At 67.8% G+C, this 17,030-nt stretch carries 12 protein-coding genes; 9 read left to right on the top strand and 3 right to left on the bottom strand.

What is annotated here, in order from left to right:
- Positions 1-114: 114 nt before the first annotated feature.
- The 6 genes from ACTJLD_RS00210 to ACTJLD_RS00235 all read left to right on the top strand — a co-directional run bounded on the left by ACTJLD_RS00210 (position 115) and on the right by ACTJLD_RS00235 (position 6,343).
- Positions 115-342 (top strand): sulfurtransferase TusA family protein, encoded by a 228-nt coding sequence (locus tag ACTJLD_RS00210; RefSeq protein ID WP_006402122.1) that lies wholly within the window; start codon positions 115-117, stop codon positions 340-342.
- A gap of 196 nt (positions 343-538) precedes the next feature.
- Positions 539-961, top strand: a complete 423-nt coding sequence (locus tag ACTJLD_RS00215) for a hypothetical protein (RefSeq protein WP_027787733.1) — start codon at positions 539-541, stop codon at positions 959-961.
- Between the two features lie 269 nt (positions 962-1,230).
- Entirely contained in the window at positions 1,231-1,935 is a 705-nt protein-coding gene (locus tag ACTJLD_RS00220) for a response regulator transcription factor (RefSeq protein WP_006490421.1), read from the top strand.
- Positions 1,932-3,293 carry a FecR domain-containing protein gene (locus tag ACTJLD_RS00225; protein ID WP_440657620.1) on the top strand — a complete coding sequence of 454 codons (1,362 nt, stop codon included), beginning with the start codon at positions 1,932-1,934 and terminating at the stop codon, positions 3,291-3,293. The genes ACTJLD_RS00220 and ACTJLD_RS00225 overlap by 4 nt, the downstream gene beginning before the upstream one ends.
- A gap of 10 nt (positions 3,294-3,303) precedes the next feature.
- Positions 3,304-5,691 carry a CHASE2 domain-containing protein gene (locus ACTJLD_RS00230; protein ID WP_060196781.1) on the top strand — a complete coding sequence of 796 codons (2,388 nt, stop codon included), beginning with the start codon at positions 3,304-3,306 and terminating at the stop codon, positions 5,689-5,691.
- A gap of 37 nt (positions 5,692-5,728) precedes the next feature.
- Positions 5,729-6,343, top strand: coding sequence for a DUF4136 domain-containing protein (locus tag ACTJLD_RS00235; protein WP_027787730.1), 615 nt, complete (start codon positions 5,729-5,731; stop codon positions 6,341-6,343).
- Between the two features lie 60 nt (positions 6,344-6,403).
- Here ACTJLD_RS00235 and galU read toward each other — a convergent pair whose 3' ends face one another.
- Both galU and ACTJLD_RS00245 read right to left on the bottom strand, forming a co-directional pair.
- On the bottom strand, positions 6,404-7,288 hold the full coding sequence (gene galU / locus ACTJLD_RS00240; RefSeq protein WP_027787729.1) for a UTP--glucose-1-phosphate uridylyltransferase GalU: 885 nt from the start codon (positions 7,286-7,288) through the stop codon (positions 6,404-6,406).
- Positions 7,289-7,375: 87 nt separating this feature from the next.
- Positions 7,376-10,243, bottom strand: a complete 2,868-nt coding sequence (locus ACTJLD_RS00245) for a valine--tRNA ligase (protein WP_322077801.1) — start codon at positions 10,241-10,243, stop codon at positions 7,376-7,378.
- A 224-nt stretch (positions 10,244-10,467) separates the two neighbouring features.
- On the opposite strand from ACTJLD_RS00245, the gene ACTJLD_RS00250 reads away from it, so the two are divergent.
- The gene (locus ACTJLD_RS00250) at positions 10,468-12,831 is read left to right on the top strand and encodes a UvrD-helicase domain-containing protein (protein WP_440657621.1); all 2,364 of its coding nucleotides are present in this window, start codon (positions 10,468-10,470) and stop codon (positions 12,829-12,831) included.
- On the top strand, positions 12,828-13,625 hold the full coding sequence (locus ACTJLD_RS00255) for a 5'-methylthioadenosine/adenosylhomocysteine nucleosidase (protein ID WP_027787726.1): 798 nt from the start codon (positions 12,828-12,830) through the stop codon (positions 13,623-13,625). Before ACTJLD_RS00250 ends, ACTJLD_RS00255 begins: the two co-directional genes overlap by 4 nt.
- A 69-nt stretch (positions 13,626-13,694) precedes the next feature.
- Here ACTJLD_RS00255 and ACTJLD_RS00260 read toward each other — a convergent pair whose 3' ends face one another.
- Positions 13,695-14,933, bottom strand: coding sequence for an MFS transporter (locus ACTJLD_RS00260; RefSeq protein WP_222214394.1), 1,239 nt, complete (start codon positions 14,931-14,933; stop codon positions 13,695-13,697).
- A gap of 407 nt (positions 14,934-15,340) precedes the next feature.
- On the opposite strand from ACTJLD_RS00260, the gene ACTJLD_RS00265 reads away from it, so the two are divergent.
- On the top strand, positions 15,341-17,014 hold the full coding sequence (locus ACTJLD_RS00265; RefSeq protein ID WP_027787725.1) for a methyl-accepting chemotaxis protein: 1,674 nt from the start codon (positions 15,341-15,343) through the stop codon (positions 17,012-17,014).
- Positions 17,015-17,030: the final 16 nt, after the last annotated feature.

Below are 17,030 nucleotides of genomic sequence, written 5' to 3' on the forward strand. Positions count from 1 at the left end.
CGGTGCCCGCGGGTGCCGGGCCTTGGCCTGCCCGGGCAGGCGCGGCGGCGCTGCGGTAAAATCGCGGCTTCTTCCCGCGCCGCGTGTGGCGCGACATTCGAAGGTCGACAGCCGATGCAGATTCACAAGGAAGTAGACGCGCGCGGGCTCAATTGCCCGTTGCCGATCCTGCGTGCCAAGAAAGCGCTCGCCGATATGGAAAGCGGGCAAATCCTCAAGGTGCTCGCGACCGATCCGGGTTCGCAGCGCGATTTCGCCGCGTTCGCCAAGCAGACGGGCAACGAGATCGTCGAATCGACGACGCAGGACAAGACCTTCGTGTTCCTGATGCGCCGCCGCTGAAGGCCCGCGTCATGCTGCCGGCCGCGCCTGGCGCCGGGCCGCGCTTTTCTGACAATTCTTAAACCTCGCTTCGTGACCGGCTGCGTATACTGACCCGGCCGGTCGTCCGCTCCCAGCGGATGCGCCGGCCACGGTACGTCTTACGGCGGGCACGGGGGCCATGCCTGACGCTACCGTCGTACAACGGGGAGAGGACATGTCCTTCAGACCAGGGACCATTCGAAGTCCGTCCGGAGCGGAACGCAGCGTATCGGGACTGAGCCGTATCGAGCTTGATCCGCAGCAGGATCGTCACGCGCGTGCGGCGCTGGAGGCTTACGCGGATTCGGCCGCGGCCGAGATGCCGTGGCTGGCCGAGTGGCTCGACGAACGGCTGCGCGACGCCGCGCTGGACGACGGCTCGGGCCTGACCTACTGCGGTGCGACGATCGAGCGCGTGTTCGATCTGGCGCAGGCGTGGGCGGCGAGCCAGCCGGACTACGCGGCCGCCGCGTGGGAGCGCGTGCGCGGCCAGCTGCAGCGGATGCTTGTACAACCGGCGCATGCGGAACCGCTGTCGCAGCACGTGCCGGCCGACGATGTTGTCGAGCCGGTGGCCGGCATCGCGGGCGCCGACTAGACGCCCGATTGCGCGACAGGAAGCATTATTCGAAGAAAAGACGGTAGTCCGCGCAATTTATTGGCGAATTTCATACTACTATGATGAAATCGCCGGTTCGTCCGTGCCCCGTTTTTGAGATATTTAGCCGGGGTCGCCGGTTTGCGCAGGTGGCGCGAGCGGCGAACGACGGCTCGCCGGCCGGTATCCGGAAGCCGCGCATGTGCTGCGCGGCCGGGGTGGGGGCGGGGAGCTGAACTGGACGAATCGATTTCGATTTGCGGGGTGCTATGAGAATTGCTGTACTGGATGACGATCCGGCCCAGACGGATTTCGTCAGTCAAACGCTGACGGCCGTCGGCCATACGTGCTATGCGTTCAAGGAAGGCAAGGCCCTGAAGAAGCGCCTGCAGCGCGAGACGTTCGATCTGCTGGTGCTCGACTGGAACGTGCCCGACATGTCCGGCGAGGAAGTGCTGAAGTGGGTGCGTGCGAATCAGACCGAGCACAGCCTGCCGATCATCTTCATGACGAGCCGTGACGACGAGGCGGGGATCACGCAGATCCTCAACGCCGGCGCCGACGATTACGTGGTCAAGCCCGTGTCGGGCCCGATCCTGCGTGCGCGCATCGGCTCGTTGCTGCGCCGTGCGTATCCGGTCAACGCCGAGGCAACCGTTCGCGAGTTCGACCAGTTCCGCTTCGACGTGAACCTGAAGCAGGCCTACGTCGGCGACAAGGCAGTGAGCCTCACGCAGAAGGAATTCGAGCTCGCGCTGCTGCTGTTCCAGCACCTCGACCGGCCGCTGTCGCGCGCGCACATTCTCGATCTCGTGTGGAAGCAGGCGACCGACATCCCGTCGCGCACGATGGATACGCACATCTCGATGCTGCGCACCAAGCTCGGCCTGCGGCCCGAAAACGGCTATCGCCTCGCGCCGATCTACGGCTACGGCTACCGGCTCGAGCGGGTCGGCCAGGGAGAACCGGAGTGACCACGGGAATCACGCAGCACACGGCGAACCTGCGGACGGCGGCGCTGCGTGTGTCCTGCGCGGTCGCGTTTGCGTTCGCCGCGCAGCATGCGGCCGCGCAGCCGCCTGCCGTGGCAGGCAAGATGGTCGTCTACCGCACGCAGGCGGGCGACACGCTGTACGACGTCGCCGCGCGCTACCTGCAGGGCGCGGACGACTGGCAGCTGCTTCAGCAGATCAACGGCGTACCCGCGCCGAAGCACCTGCAGCCCGGCATCGCGCTGAAGCTGCCGGTGGCGCGTCTGCGCAAGGAAAAACTGACCGCGCGCGTCGTCGCGGTACAGGGGACGGCCGAACGCGCGTCCGGCGACGCTTACGCGCCGCTCGCGAACGATGCGACGCTTGCCGAGGGCGATCGCGTGCGCACGGGCCCGAACGGCTTCGTGACGCTCGAGCTCGCCGACGGCACGCACATGAGCCTGCCGCCCGACAGCCAGCTCGACCTGAAGGCGCTGCGCCGCACGGTGCTGACCGGCACGCTCGATCGCGAGTTCGAACTCACGCGCGGTTCGGTCGACAGCGAGGTCACCCATCTGAAGAAACGCGACGACCGCTTCCAGATCCGTTCGCCGTCGGTCGTGGCCGGCGTGCGCGGTACGCACTTTCGCGTGAATTACGACGCGGCCGGTAGCGCGTCGACGCGCGTCGAAGTGCTCGACGGCACCGTCGGCGTCGCGGGCGATCGGCAGCCGGCCGGCCCGACGCTCGTGCATGCGAATTTCGGCAGCGTCGCGACGTCGTCCGGCGCGGTCGGCGCGCCCGTCGAGCTGCTGCCCGCACCGGCGCTCGCGCATCCCGACAAGGTGCAGGACGAGCCCGACGTCACATTCGACGTCGCGCCGCTCGGCGACGCGCGTGGCTACCGCTTGCAGCTCGCGCACGACGCCGGGCTGCTCGACCTGTTCCGCGAAACGCGCACCGATTCTCCGCGGGCGGTCTTTCACGACGTGCCGAACGGGAACTACTTCGTGCGGGTCGCCGCGATCGACGCGAACGGCCTCGAGGGCCGGCCGCGCACGTATGCGTTCGAGCGCCGCGTGATGGGGCTCGACGCGAGCGCGTCGCCCGGCGCCGACGGCTACGAGTTCCGCTGGTCGCCGAACGGTTCGGGCAAGGATGCGCGCTACCGGTTCGTGCTGTCGCGCTCGAAGGACCTGAGCGCACCGGTCGTCGACCAGGTCGGCCTGCATGCGCGCCAGATCACCGTCGCGCACCTGCCGCCGGGCGACTATTTCTGGGCCGTGACCGTCGAGGAATTCGAAGGCGGCAAGTTCTACGAGAAGACCAGTCCGGTCAGCGCGTTCACGCTGTCGCGCTGATCCGCGGCGCATGAAACCTGACTCCGTTTCCCCGCGGCGGCGCCTCGGCCGCCGCTTCCTGATCGAATGGATCGCGATCGGCTGCCTCGGGATCGCGGTGATCCTCGCGTGCGCGCTCGGCCGCCTGTCGACGAGCGTCGACGGCCTGATCTACGACCGGCTGCTGATGCTGCGCAGCCTGCCGCTGTCGCCCGACGTGGTGGTCGTCGACATCGACAACCAGAGCGTGTCCGCGCTCGGCCGCTGGCCGTGGTCGCGCAACGTGCACGCGCGGCTGCTCGATACGCTCGCGCGCGCGCAGCCGGCTGCCGTCGTCTACGACGTGCTGTTTACCGAGCCGTCCGCGGAGGATCGCGCGTTCGCGGACGCGATGAGCCACGTGCCGACCTTCCTGCCCGTGCTGCTGAGCCCCGAACAGGCGGACGGCACGCGCGCGGTCGATCCGCCGGTGGCCGCGCTCGCGGCGCGCGCGGTCGGGCTCGGCCACATCAACCTCGAAGTCGACCGCGACGGTATCGTACGCAGCGTCGCGCTGTTCGAAAGCGACGGCCGCGTGCGCTGGCCGCAACTGATGGTGCCCGTGTATCGCGCGATCCAGGGCGGCCGGCTGCATCCGGTCGGCGGCGTGCCCGGTGCGCATGCGCACGACCTGTCGCGCGACGCGGCGGGCGAGGGCCGCTACCTGATCCCGTTCAGCCGCAACACGCCCGCGTATCCGACGCTGTCGTTCGACGACGTGCTCGAAGGGCGCGTGAAGCCCGACGCGCTGCGCGGCAAGATCGTCGTCGTCGGCGTGACGGCGTCGGGGCTGTACGACCGCTTCGCGACGCCCGTGTCCGGCGAGTTCGGGCCGCTCGCCGGTGTGTACATCCACGCCAACGTGCTCGACATGCTGGCGACCGGCAGCGCGATCTCGCCCGCGTCGCGCGCCGGGCTGTTCGCCGCGTCGCTGCTGCCGCTCGCCGTGCTGCTGGGCGGCTTCCTGATGCTGTCGCCGTGGCGCGCGCTGCTGCTCACGCTGAGCCTTGCCGGGCTCGCCGTCGTCGCGAGCATGGCGCTGCTGTTCGAGGCGCGCATCTGGCTGTCGCCGGCGCCCGCGATCTTCGGGCTGGTCGCCGTCTACCCGATCTGGAACTGGCGGCGCCTGGAAATGACGATGTCGTACCTGCGCCGCGAGCTGCAGCGGCTCGCCGACGAGCCGCACCTGCTGCCCGAGGCGCCGCGCACGCGCAGCGTCGGCGGCGACGTGCTCGAGCGGCAGATGGCGCTGATGGCGCAAGCCGCGCAGCGCGTGCAGGACATGAAGCGCTTCGTGTGGGACAGCCTCGACAGCATGCCCGAGCCGATCTTCGTGACCGACCTGGCCGGCACCGTGCTGATCGCGAACCATGCAGCGAAGCGCTACGGGTCGCGGCTCGCGCTGCCGCTGCCGGAAGGGCGGCCGCTGCGCACCGCGCTCGGCGAGCTGACGTTCATGAAGACCGTCGACGGCAACGCGGAACACGACGCGGCGATTCGCGAGCGCTGGCCGGCCGTGCTCGACCCGACGCTCGAGGACGAGCACGATGCAATGGCGCGCGGCATCGAGGTGCGCGATCGCGACGGGCTCGACCATCTGCTACGCTACGCGGCCTGCACGAACGCGCAGGGCCGCGTGACGGGCTGGATCGCCGGCCTCGTCGACGTGACCGAACTGCACGCGGCCGAGCGGCATCGCGAGGAAGCGCTGCACCTGCTGTCGCACGACATGCGCTCGCCGCAGTCGTCGATCCTCGCGCTCGTCGAGATCGAGCGCGACCGCGTCGAGACCGACGCGATGCGCGGGCTGCTCGCGCGGATCGAGCGCTATGCGCACCGCGCGCTGTCGCTCGCCGACGAGTTCGTGCAGTTGGCGCGCGCGGAGTCGCAGGCGTACCAGCTCGAGGCGACGAGCCTCGTCGACGTGCTGATCGACGCGAGCGACGAGGTATGGCCGCAGGCGCAGGCGAAGCACATCCGCATCGACACCGACGTCGGCACCGACATGTGCTGGGTGCGCGCGGACCGCTCGCTGATCACGCGCGCGTTCGTGAACCTGCTGAACAATGCGGTCAAATACAGTCCGTCCGATACCGTGATCACGTGTACGCTGGCGGTCGAGCATGCATCGAGACGGATGTTCTGTACGATTCGCGATCAGGGGTACGGCATTGCGCCGGAAGATCAGCGGCATCTGTTCGAGCGTTTCAAGCGGTTCCATGCCGGCGAGCGGCCCGAAATCTCGGGTTCCGGGCTCGGCATGGCATTCGTGAAGACGGTCGTCACGCGCCATGGGGGCAGCGTGTCGGTCGACAGCGAGGTGGGTGTCGGCACCGCGGTGACGGTGTCGCTGCCCGCGATCGACGAGCCGTCCGCCTGATAGGGCCGGGCACGACGGCAGGTATTTGGGGAAAGCCATGAGAAAGGAATGGGCAGCGGCCGCGCTGGCGGCGTCGCTGTTGACGGGTTGCGCCGGCGTGACGAGCGGCGTGAGTGCGGTCGGGCAGCCGAACGCGTTCGCATCCGATGCACACGGCTACGATTTCGTGCGGACGGCCGCGCAGGCCAACGATGCCGAATACCGGCAGATCGAGACGCTCGTGCGCGACGAACTCGCGCACCGCGGCTTCGATGCGAAACCGCTCAAGGACGCGCGCTACCGGCTGTCGGTCGCCTACGCGACGCAGCCGACGGCGGTCGCGGCCGTCGCCGACCAGTGCGGTGCGGCGAGCAGCGCGTGCGTGACCGTCGACGGGCCGTCGCCGCTCGCGCTGCCGTTCGCCGGGAAGGTATACCGCCACGTGCTGACGCTGCGGTTCGTCGACGCGAAGTCGGGGGCCGACGTCTATCGCGTGACGGCGTCGCTGCGCGATCGCGAGCCGGGCACGCAGCAGGCCGCGCCGGCGCTCGTGAAGAGCGCGCTCGCGAAGATGCCGTTCGACGCGGGCAACGGCTGGCTCGTCAAGACGAAAAAAGACGACGCGGGCGGGATGCCGGGCGTCGTCTCGGTGAAGCCGGCCGAAGCGCGCTGAGCGCCGGCCGGTGAGGTGAGGGCGGGCTCGCCGGAGTGAGCCCTCGTGCCCTTGCCGCGTTCAGTCGGCCGGGTGAGCGCTGGCGCGCGCGCGCAGGTACGCGTCGAATTCCGCGCCGACTTCCGCGTGGCGCAGCGCGAATTCGACCGTCGCCTTCAGGTAGCCGAGCTTGCTGCCGCAGTCGTAGCGCGTACCCTGGTACTTGTAGGCCAGCACCTGTTCATCGGCGAGCAGCGCCTGGATCGCGTCGGTGAGCTGCAGTTCGCCGCCCGCGCCGGGCTTCAGCGCGCGCAGGTGCTCGAAGATCCTCGGCTTCAGGATGTAGCGGCCGACCACGCCGAGGTTCGACGGCGCGACTTCCGGCGCCGGCTTTTCGATGATCGCCGACATCTTGACGATCGACTCCTCCCACTCCTTGCCGTCGACGATCCCGTACGACTTCGTCTCCGACGGCGGAATCTCTTCGACGCCGATCACCGAGCTGTGATAGTGGTCGAACACGTCGACCATCTGCTTCATCACGGGCGGGTTGCCGTCGAGCAGGTCGTCGGCGAGGATCACCGCGAACGGGTTGTCGGCCACGAGCTTTTCGGCGCACAGCACCGCATGGCCGAGGCCGAGCGCTTCCGGCTGGCGCACGTAGAAGCAGTCGACATGGCTCGGCTTGATGCTGCGCACGAGTTCGAGCAGCTTCTCCTTGCCGCGCGCCTCGAGTTCGGCCTCGATTTCGTACGACTTGTCGAAGTGGTCCTCGATCGCGCGCTTGCTGCGCCCGGTGACGAAGATCATCTCGGTAATGCCGGCGGCGATCGCTTCCTCGACCGCGTACTGGATCAGCGGCTTGTCGACGACCGGCAGCATTTCCTTCGGGCTTGCCTTCGTTGCCGGGAGGAAGCGCGTGCCGAGGCCGGCAACAGGGAATACCGCCTTGGTGACTTTCAACATGATCGAACCTTTATTTCTGTAATCGACTTGTCAGACGGTTTATGTTCACGTCCGCATTATAGTGAACGCAAACAACCTTACCCTTTGTTACGCAGGCAACCGATCGAGCTGCGCGCGCAGTTTTTCGAGCGTGCTCTGGAATTCCGCGACGCGCTTCTGCTCCTGTTCGACCACCGCCGGCGGCGCTTTCGCGACGAAAGCCTCGTTGCCGAGCTTCGCATTGCATTTCGCGATTTCGCCCGTCAGGCGCGCGATTTCCTTCGACAGGCGCTCGCGTTCGGCCGCGACGTCGATTTCCACCTTCAGCACCAGCTTGTTCGGCCCGACGATCGCGATCGGCGCGCCGTGCGCTTCCTTGTCGAGCGCCGCTTCGTCCGCGAGGATCTGCACTTCCGACAGGCGCGCGAGCGCCTGGACGTACGGCGCGAACGAGCGCAGGCGCTCGGCATCGCCGGCGGCAAGCAGCGGCACCTTGGTTGCCGGTGACAGGTTCATCTCGCCGCGCAGGTTGCGGCACGCGTCGACGATCGCCTTCAGGTCGGCCGCCCACTGTTCGGACGCCTCGTCGATCTTCTGCAGGTTCGCGACCGGGTACGCCTGCACCATCAGCGACGCTTCTCCGTCGGCCTTGCCTTCCGGATAGCGGCCGGCGAGCGGCGCGACCTTCTGCCAGAGCGCTTCGGTAATGAACGGGATGATCGGGTGCGCGAGGCGCAGCACCGTTTCGAGCACGCGCAGCAGCGTGCGGCGCGTTGCGCGCTGCTGTTCCGGCGTGCCGTTCTGGATCTGCACCTTCGCGAGTTCGAGATACCAGTCGCAGTACTCGTCCCACACGAACTTGTAGATGCTGCTTGCGATGTTGTCGAAGCGGTAATCGGCGAAGCCCTTCGCGATGTCGGCCTCGGTGCGCTGCAGCAGCGACACGATCCAGCGGTCGGCCGCCGAGAAGTCGAGGTAGCCGCCCGGGCCGCAATCGCCCGCGCCGCAGACTTCCGGCTTGTCGCTGCCGCAGTCGTGGCCTTCGCAGTTCATCAGCACGAAGCGCGTCGCGTTCCACAGCTTGTTGCAGAAGTTGCGATAGCCCTCGCAGCGCGCGAGGTCGAAGTTCACGTTGCGGCCGAGCGTTGCCATCGACGCCATCGTGAAGCGCAGCGCATCGGTGCCGAACGCGGCGATGCCGTCCGGGAATTCCTTGCGCGTCTTCTTCTCGATCGTCGCGGCCTGTTTCGGGTTCATCAGGCCCGTCGTGCGCTTCGCGACCAGCGTGTCGAGATCGATGCCGTCGACGATGTCGATCGGGTCGAGCGTGTTGCCCTTGCTCTTCGACATCTTCTGGCCTTCCGCGTCGCGCACGAGGCCGTGCACGTAGACGGTGTGGAACGGCACCTGGCCCGTGAAGTGCGTGGTCATCATCACCATCCGGGCGACCCAGAAGAAGATGATGTCGAAGCCCGTGACGAGCACCGACGACGGCAGGAAGTGCTTCAGTTCAGGCGTTTCGTTCGGCCAGCCGAGCGACGAGAACGGCACGAGCGCCGACGAGAACCACGTGTCGAGCACGTCCTCGTCGCGCTTCAGCGCGCCCGCGTAACCCTTCGCGGCAGCCTGCGCGCGCGCTTCTTCCTCGTTGCGCGCGACGAACACCTCGCCGTTCTCGCCGTACCACGCGGGAATCTGGTGGCCCCACCACAGCTGGCGCGAGATGCACCAGTCCTGGATGTTCTCGAGCCACTGGTAATAGGTGGTCGTCCAGTTTTCCGGCACGAACTTGATCTGGCCGTTGCGCACGACGTCGAGCGACGTTTCCGTGATCGACTTGCCGGGATTGAACGTGCCTTCCGGCGCCGGCTTCGTCATTGCGACGAACCACTGGTCGGTCAGCATCGGCTCGATGACGACGCCCGTGCGGTCGCCGCGCGGCACCATCAGCTTGTGCGGCTTCACGGAATCGAGGAAGCCCTGCGCGTCGAGATCGGCGACGATCGCCTTGCGCGCGTCGAAGCGGTCGAGGCCGCGATACTGCTCGGGGCCGTTGTCGTTGATCTTCGCGTCGAGCGTCAGGATCTCGATCGGCGCGAGGTTGTGGCGCAGGCCGACCTGGTAGTCGTTGAAGTCGTGCGCGGGCGTGACCTTCACGACGCCCGTGCCGAACTCGCGGTCGACGTAGTCGTCGGCGATCACCGGGATCTCGCGGCCCGTCAGCGGCAGCGTGACGAGCTTGCCGATCAGGTGCGCGTAGCGCTCGTCTTCCGGATGGACCATCAGCGCGACGTCGCCGAGCATCGTTTCCGGGCGCGTCGTGGCAACGGTCAGCGAGCCCGAGCCGTCGACGAGCGGGTAGCGGATGTGCCATAGGTGGCCGTTTTCCTCTTCGCTCACGACTTCGAGATCCGACACGGCGGTCAACAGCACCGGATCCCAGTTGACGAGGCGCTTGCCGCGGTAGATCAGGCCCTGTTCATAAAGCGTGACGAACACGTCGCGCACGGCGGCCGACATCTTGTCGTCCATCGTGAAGTATTCGCGCGACCAGTCGGTGGACGCGCCGATGCGACGCACCTGGCCGGTGATCGTCGAACCGGATTTTTCCTTCCATTCCCACACGCGCTCCACGAACTTCTCGCGGCCGAGGTCGTGGCGCGACACGCCCTGCGCGTCGAGCTGGCGCTCGACGACGATCTGGGTCGCGATCCCCGCGTGGTCGGTGCCGGGCACCCACAGCGTGTTCTCGCCGAGCATCCGGTGGTAGCGGGCGAGGCCGTCCATGATCGTCTGGTTGAACGCGTGGCCCATGTGCAGCGTGCCCGTCACGTTCGGCGGCGGCAACTGGATCGAGAAATCGGGGCGGGCCGGATCGAATGCCGGGGCCGCGTAACCGCGCTTTTCCCACTCCGGCCCCCAATGGGACTCGATGGTGTGGGGCTCGAAACTCTTCGCAAGCGTGTTGTCGCTCATGTTGGAAATCTGCCGAAAAATGCGTGAATTGGATGCCGAATCCGACAATTATAAATGGATGCACATCGACCAGCCATCGCCTTGCCGGCGCGGGCCCGTCGCGACGCGGCCGCCACGTGCCGGCAACGTACGCGCGACGGGCGGTCGAACGGATCGGGAACGGCATCGTCCGGCCGCCTTATAATGTCGGGTCCGCATTTTCCTCGCCCGTTCGCTGCCGCTCCATGCCCGACCTGCTCGCCAATCTGAACCCCGAACAACTCGCCGCCGTCACGTTGCCGAACGAACCGGCGCTGATCCTCGCAGGGGCGGGCAGCGGCAAGACCCGCGTGCTGATCACGCGCATCGCGTGGCTGATCCAGCAGGGCTACGCATCGCCGCCCACCGTGCTCGCCGTGACCTTCACGAACAAGGCCGCCCGCGAGATGATGGCGCGCCTGTCGGCGATGATGCCGATCGACACGCGCGGGATGTGGATCGGCACGTTCCACGGCCTGTGCAACCGGATGCTGCGCACGCACTGGCGCGACGCCGGCCTGCCGCAGACTTTCCAGATCCTCGACACGGCCGACCAGCTGTCCGCGATCAAGCGGCTGATGAAGGCGGCGAACGTCGACGACGAGAAGTACCCGCCGAAGAACGTCCAGTACTTCATCAACAATGCGAAGGAGCAGGGGCTGCGTCCCGACAAGGTCGACGCGACCGACAACTTCAACCGCAAGTTCGTCGAGCTGTACCAGGCATACGACCAGCAGTGCCAGCGCGAGGGCGTCGTCGATTTCCCCGAGCTGCTGCTGCGCTGCTATGAATTGCTCGCGTACAACGCGCCGCTGCGCGCGCACTACCAGGCGCGCTTCCGGCACATCCTCGTCGACGAGTTCCAGGACACCAACAAGCTGCAGTACGCGTGGCTCAAGATGCTCGCGGGCGGCCAGAACGCGATCTTCGCTGTCGGCGACGACGATCAGTCGATCTACGCGTTCCGCGGCGCGAACGTCGGCAACATGCGCGACTTCGAAGACGAATTCCGGGTGCGCAGCCTGATCAAGCTCGAGCAGAACTACCGGTCGCACGGCAACATCCTCGACGCGGCGAACCAGCTGATCTCGAACAACGCGCACCGCCTCGGCAAGAACCTGCGCACCGACGCCGGCCACGGCGAACCCGTGCGCGTGTACGAGGCGAGCACCGATTCGCAGGAAGCCGGCTGGATCGTCGAGGAGATCCGCTCGCTGATCAACACCGGGATGGCGCGCAGCGAAGTGGCCGTCCTGTACCGCAGCAACGCGCAGTCGCGCTCGATCGAGCACACGCTGATGTCGTCGGGCATCCCGTACCGCGTGTACGGCGGCCTGCGCTTCTTCGAACGCCAGGAAGTGAAGCACGCGCTCGCGTACCTGCGCCTGATCGACAACCCGAACGACGACACCGCGTTCGTGCGCGTCGTGAACTTCCCGACCCGAGGAATCGGCGCGCGCTCGATCGAGCAGCTCGCCGACGCCGCGCGCCTGTACGGCTGCTCGATGGCCGCCGCGATTCCGTACGTGACGGGCAAGGCTGGCACGAGCCTCGGCGGGTTCGCGAACCTGGTCGCGAAGATGCGCGCCGACACGCAGCAGATGAACCTGCCCGACACCGTCGAGCACATCGTACGCGCCAGCGGTCTCGCCGATTTCTACCAGGGCGAGCGCGAAGGCCAGGATCGTCTCGAGAACTTGCAGGAACTCGTGAACGCGGCCACCGCGTTCATCGCCGAGGAGGGCTACGGGCTCGATACGCCGGCCCGTTCGATTCCGCTGCGCGCAGGCGCGATCGCGGCCCCGGAGCTCGGCTCCGCGGCGGACGATCAGGCGGTCGACGTGCTCGACCCGGTATCGCCTGCCGACCCGGCACAGAACCCCGACACGATGACGCCGCTCGCCGGTTTCCTGTCGCATGCGTCGCTGGAGGCCGGCGACAACCAGGCGCAGGCCGGCCAGGACGCCGTGCAGCTGATGACGGTGCACGCGGCGAAGGGGCTCGAATTCTCGGCCGTGTTCATCACGGGCCTCGAGGAAGGGCTGTTCCCGCACGAGAACAGCGTGCTCGAATCGGACGGCCTCGAGGAAGAGCGCCGGCTGATGTACGTCGCGATCACGCGCGCGAAGGAGCGGCTCTACCTGTCGTTCGCGCAGAGCCGGATGCTGCATGGCCAGACGCGCTACAACGTGCGCTCGCGCTTCTTCGACGAGCTGCCCGAACACGTGCTCAAGTGGCTGACGCCGAAGGTCGAGGCCGGTTCGCGCTGGGGTGGCCGGTCGGACAACGCCGGGTACGGGCGCGACTGGTTCGCGCGGCCGGGCGGCGGCAGTCGCGAGCAGATCGTCGATGCGGCCGTGTCCGCGCCGCTGCCGGCGTTCGCGAACAAGCAGCGGGCCGCCGATACCGGTTTCCGCGTCGGCCAGCAGGTGTTCCATACCAAGTTCGGCGAAGGCACGGTCACCGCGCTCGAAGGCAACGGCACCGATGCGAAGGCACAGGTGAAATTCAAGCGGCACGGCGAGAAGTGGCTCGCGCTCGCGGTCGCGAAACTGCAGGCGGTGGAATGACGGGCATCGACATGGTGGGCACGGCTTCGATTCGACCGCTCGGCATCCTGGCCGCGCTGCCCGAGGAACTCGGCGACCTGATCGCCGCGATGCGCGCCGACGGCGCGATGAAGACGGTCACGCTCGGCCGCCGCGATTATCACGTCGGTACCGTGCACGGCGCGGCCTGTGTGGTGACGCTCGCGCGGGTCGGCAAGGTCGCGGCCGCCGCGACGGTCAGCGCGCTGATCCACGTGTTCGGCGTGTCGGGCATCGTGTTCACCGGCGTCGCGGGCGGTGTGTCGCGCACGGTGCGCGTCGGCGATGTCGTCGTGGCCGATACGCTGCTGCAGCACGATCTCGACGCGTCGCCGCTGTTTCCGCGCTATGAGGTGCCTTTGCTCGGCATCACGCGTTTCGCGACCGACGCCGCACTGACCGCGCGCCTGCGGGCCGCGTGCACGCAATTCGTCGCGGAAGAGGGGGCGCAGTTCGCCGCACGCTTCAGCCTGGCCGGCGCGACGCTGCACGCGGGGCTCGTCATCAGCGGCGACCGCTTCGTGTCGAGCGAGCGCGAGGTCGTCGCGCTGCGCGATGCGCTGCCGGATGCACTCGCGGTCGAAATGGAAGGGGCGGCGATCGCGCAGGTGTGCGCGGAGCACGATGTGCCGTTCGCGCTCGTGCGCACGATCTCCGATACGGCCGACGACCACGCGACGCAGTCGTTCTCGCACTTCCTGTCGGCGATCGCGAGCAGCTATTCGTCCGGCATCCTCAAGCGTTTCCTGACGCTGCATGCGACGACGGCGGCCTGAAGCCGCCGTCGATCCCGTCGATCGGAGCATCACGGCCGCGGCGCCGACAGGCGCGCCGCGGCCGTTTTTTCACGCCTTCTTGCGCCGGCTGCTTTCGAGGTTCGGCAGGAACACCGTCAGCACGCCGATCAGCGGCAGGAACGAGCACACCTTGTAGACGAACGTGATGCTCGTCGCGTCGGCGAGCTGGCCGAGCACGGCCGCGCCGACACCGCCGAGGCCGAACGCGAAGCCGAAGAACAGGCCCGCGACCATCCCGACCTTGCCGGGCATCAGTTCCGTCGCGTAGACCAGGATCGCGGCGAACGCCGACGCGAGCACGATGCCGATGATCACGGTCAGCACGCTGGTCCAGAACAGGTTCGCGTACGGCAGCAGCAGCGTGAACGGCGCGACGCCGAGGATCGATACCCAGATCACGTACTTGCGGCCGATCCGGTCGCCCACCGGCCCGCCGATCAGCGTGCCCGCCGCCACGGCCGCGAGGAACACGAACAGGTGGATCTGCGCGGCCTGCACCGACAGGTGGAACTTGTCGATCAGGTAGAACGTGAAATAGCTGTTGATGCTCGCGAGGTAGAAATACTTCGAGAACACGAGCAGCACCAGCACGCCGATCGCGCCCATCACGCGGCCGCGCGACAGCGTCGGGTGGCCGGCCGCCGCGGCCTTCTTCTTCATCGACGGATGTTTCTTGTACCAGTGGCCGATCTGCGTGAGCACGATCATCGCGACGAGCGCGGCTGCCGAGAACCACGCGATGCTGTGCTGGCCGTGCGGAATGATCACGAGCGCGGCGAGCAGCGGCCCGAGCGCGGAGCCCGCGTTGCCGCCGACCTGGAACACCGACTGCGCAAGCCCGTGCTGGCCGCCCGACGCCATCCGCGCGACGCGCGACGATTCGGGATGGAACACCGACGAGCCGCAGCCGACGAGCGCCGCGGCCACCAGCAGCATCGGGAAATTCGTCGCGACCGACATCAGCAGCAGCCCGGCGAGCGTGAAACCCATGCCGACCGGCAGCGAATACGGTTTCGGACGCTTGTCGGTATAGAGGCCGACGAGCGGCTGCAGCAGCGACGCGGTGATCTGGTAGGTGAGCGTGATCAGGCCGATCTGCGCGAACGACAGCGCGAACTGGCTCTTGAGCATCGGGTAGATCGCGAGGATCAACGACTGGATCATGTCGTTGAGCATGTGCGAGAAGCTGATTGCGCCGAGCACCGGGTAGACGGTGCGGGCGACGGGTGGCGCGGAAGGCTGGGTGGCGGCTGCGCCGGCGGAGCCGGTGTCGAGGCTGGTTTCCATGTGAGAGCTGAACGAGTTGAGGTGGCGGGCGCGCTCTGCTGGGGATCGGCGCGTCTTGAATCGTTGCTGCGTCAAAGAAGTGTAATGTGGCGTATCGGGAATGTCCGGACAAGTTTTATCGTGAATCGGACATTCATCCGACGGATCGGCCGGTGCCCGCTTTTTTGGCCGGGTATAACGCTGGCGGCACGCCCGCCCGCAAGCGGGGCGGGCGCCCGGGGCCGGTGCGTGGTTTACCGGACTCAAGAAACGGCGGTGGCGGCCGTAGAACGACCCAATGACAACAGGCGCGCCGCGCCCGGCACCGGCTATCCGCCGTGCGGGCGCAGGACGCGCGGCATGGCCAGCCATCGCGGGTACGCCGGGACCGACCTTTCCGGCCGCGTGATCAATACGGGGATATATCGATGAAAGCAGCATCTTTGCGTCCACAGCCCGGTGCGGCCGCCGCCGCACCCGACGTCGCCGCCGGTCGCGCCGCCCGGCGCCCGCGGGCGGCGCGTCGCGAGCGCCGGCCGTGGACCGTCAAGGCGACGTTGCGCGCCGCATTCGCGATCCTGCTCGCCGGCACGCTGGCGATCGGCATGTTTTCGCTCTGGCAGATCAGCCGGCTGAATGCGTCGATCGCCTCCGTCTACGAGCAGGGTCACGTCGCGAGCCGCGCGGCCGAGGAGGTTCGGGCCGAAGTGCTGCGTGCGAGCCGTGCCCAGAAGATGCTGCTGACCGCGACCACCGCGAAGGAACGCAACGAGCTGGGCGCAGACGTGGGCGCCGGGCTCGCGTCGATCGGCCAGGCGCTCGGCACGCTGCAGCGCTATGCGGATCCGGCCGACGTCGACGATTCGGCGCGGCTGCGCGCATTCTCGACGGCGGTCGGCGCGTGGAGCGCGCATCTGCGCGATTTCGTCGCGCTCGTGCAGGCACAGCCGCTCGACCTGTCGCAGATGAGCTGGCAGGTCGGCACGCAGGACGTGTCGCTGCTGGTCGAAACCGGCAAGCTCGAAAAACTGGTCGCCGAGCTCGTGAAGACACGCGGTGCGAAGTCGAAGGCGACGCTCGATGCGTCCGCCACCATTTTCTCGTCGTCGTTCGCGATGATCGCGGCGATGACGGTTGCGCTGATCGTGCTCGCGATCGTCATCGCGGAGCGTGTCGTGCGCCGTCTCGCGTCGCAGCTCGGCGGCGAGCCCGCGCATGCGAAGGCGATTGCCGCGGACATCGCGCGGGGCGACCTGACGCGACCGATCACGCTGGGCCGGCACGACCGCGACAGCATGGTGCGTGCGCTGGCCGAGATGCAGACGGGGCTTGCGGCGACCGTCGGCGAGATTGCCGTCAGCGCCGAGGCGATCGCGGCCGCGTCGGGCGAGATTTCCACCGGCAATCTCGATCTGTCCAGGCGCACCGAGCAGCAGGCCGTCGCGCTCGAGCGCACCGCGGCCAGCATGGAGCAGCTTACGTCGACCGTACGGCAGAACGCCGAGAACGCGCGGCAGGCGAGCGCGCTCGCGGCCAATGCTTCGGCCGTTGCGGAGACGGGCGGGGAAGTCGTCGGGCGCGTCGTCGCGACGATGAGCGAGATCGACGACAGCGCGAAGAACATCCGCGACATCATCGGCACGATCGAGGGGATCGCGTTCCAGACCAACATTCTCGCGTTGAACGCGGCCGTCGAGGCCGCACGCGCGGGCGAGCAGGGGCGCGGCTTCTCGGTGGTCGCGGGTGAAGTCCGCCTGCTCGCGCAACGCGCGGCGACCGCGGCGAAGGAGATCCGAGCGCTGATCGGCGCGTCGGTCGAGCGAGTCGCGAACGGTGCGGCGCTCGCGCACGATGCGGGCCGCACGATGGGCGACGTCGTGCGCGCGGTCAAGCGCGTGACCGACATCATCGGCGAAATTTCCGCCGCATCGGACGAGCAGAGCGCGGGGATCGACGAGATCGGCCGCGCGGTCACGCAGATGGACGCCGGCACCCAGCAGAACGCGGCACTCGTCGAGCAGGCGGCCGCCGCGGCGAACGCGCTCGACGAGCAGGCGCAGGCCTTGAAGTCGCTGGTCGGGCGCTTTCGTATCGCGGCCTGACGCGGCCCGAGCGCCG

The sequence above is a fragment of the Burkholderia sp. 22088 genome (assembly GCF_052045915.1).
In the GTDB taxonomy this organism is placed as follows: Bacteria; Pseudomonadota; Gammaproteobacteria; order Burkholderiales; family Burkholderiaceae; genus Burkholderia; species Burkholderia cepacia.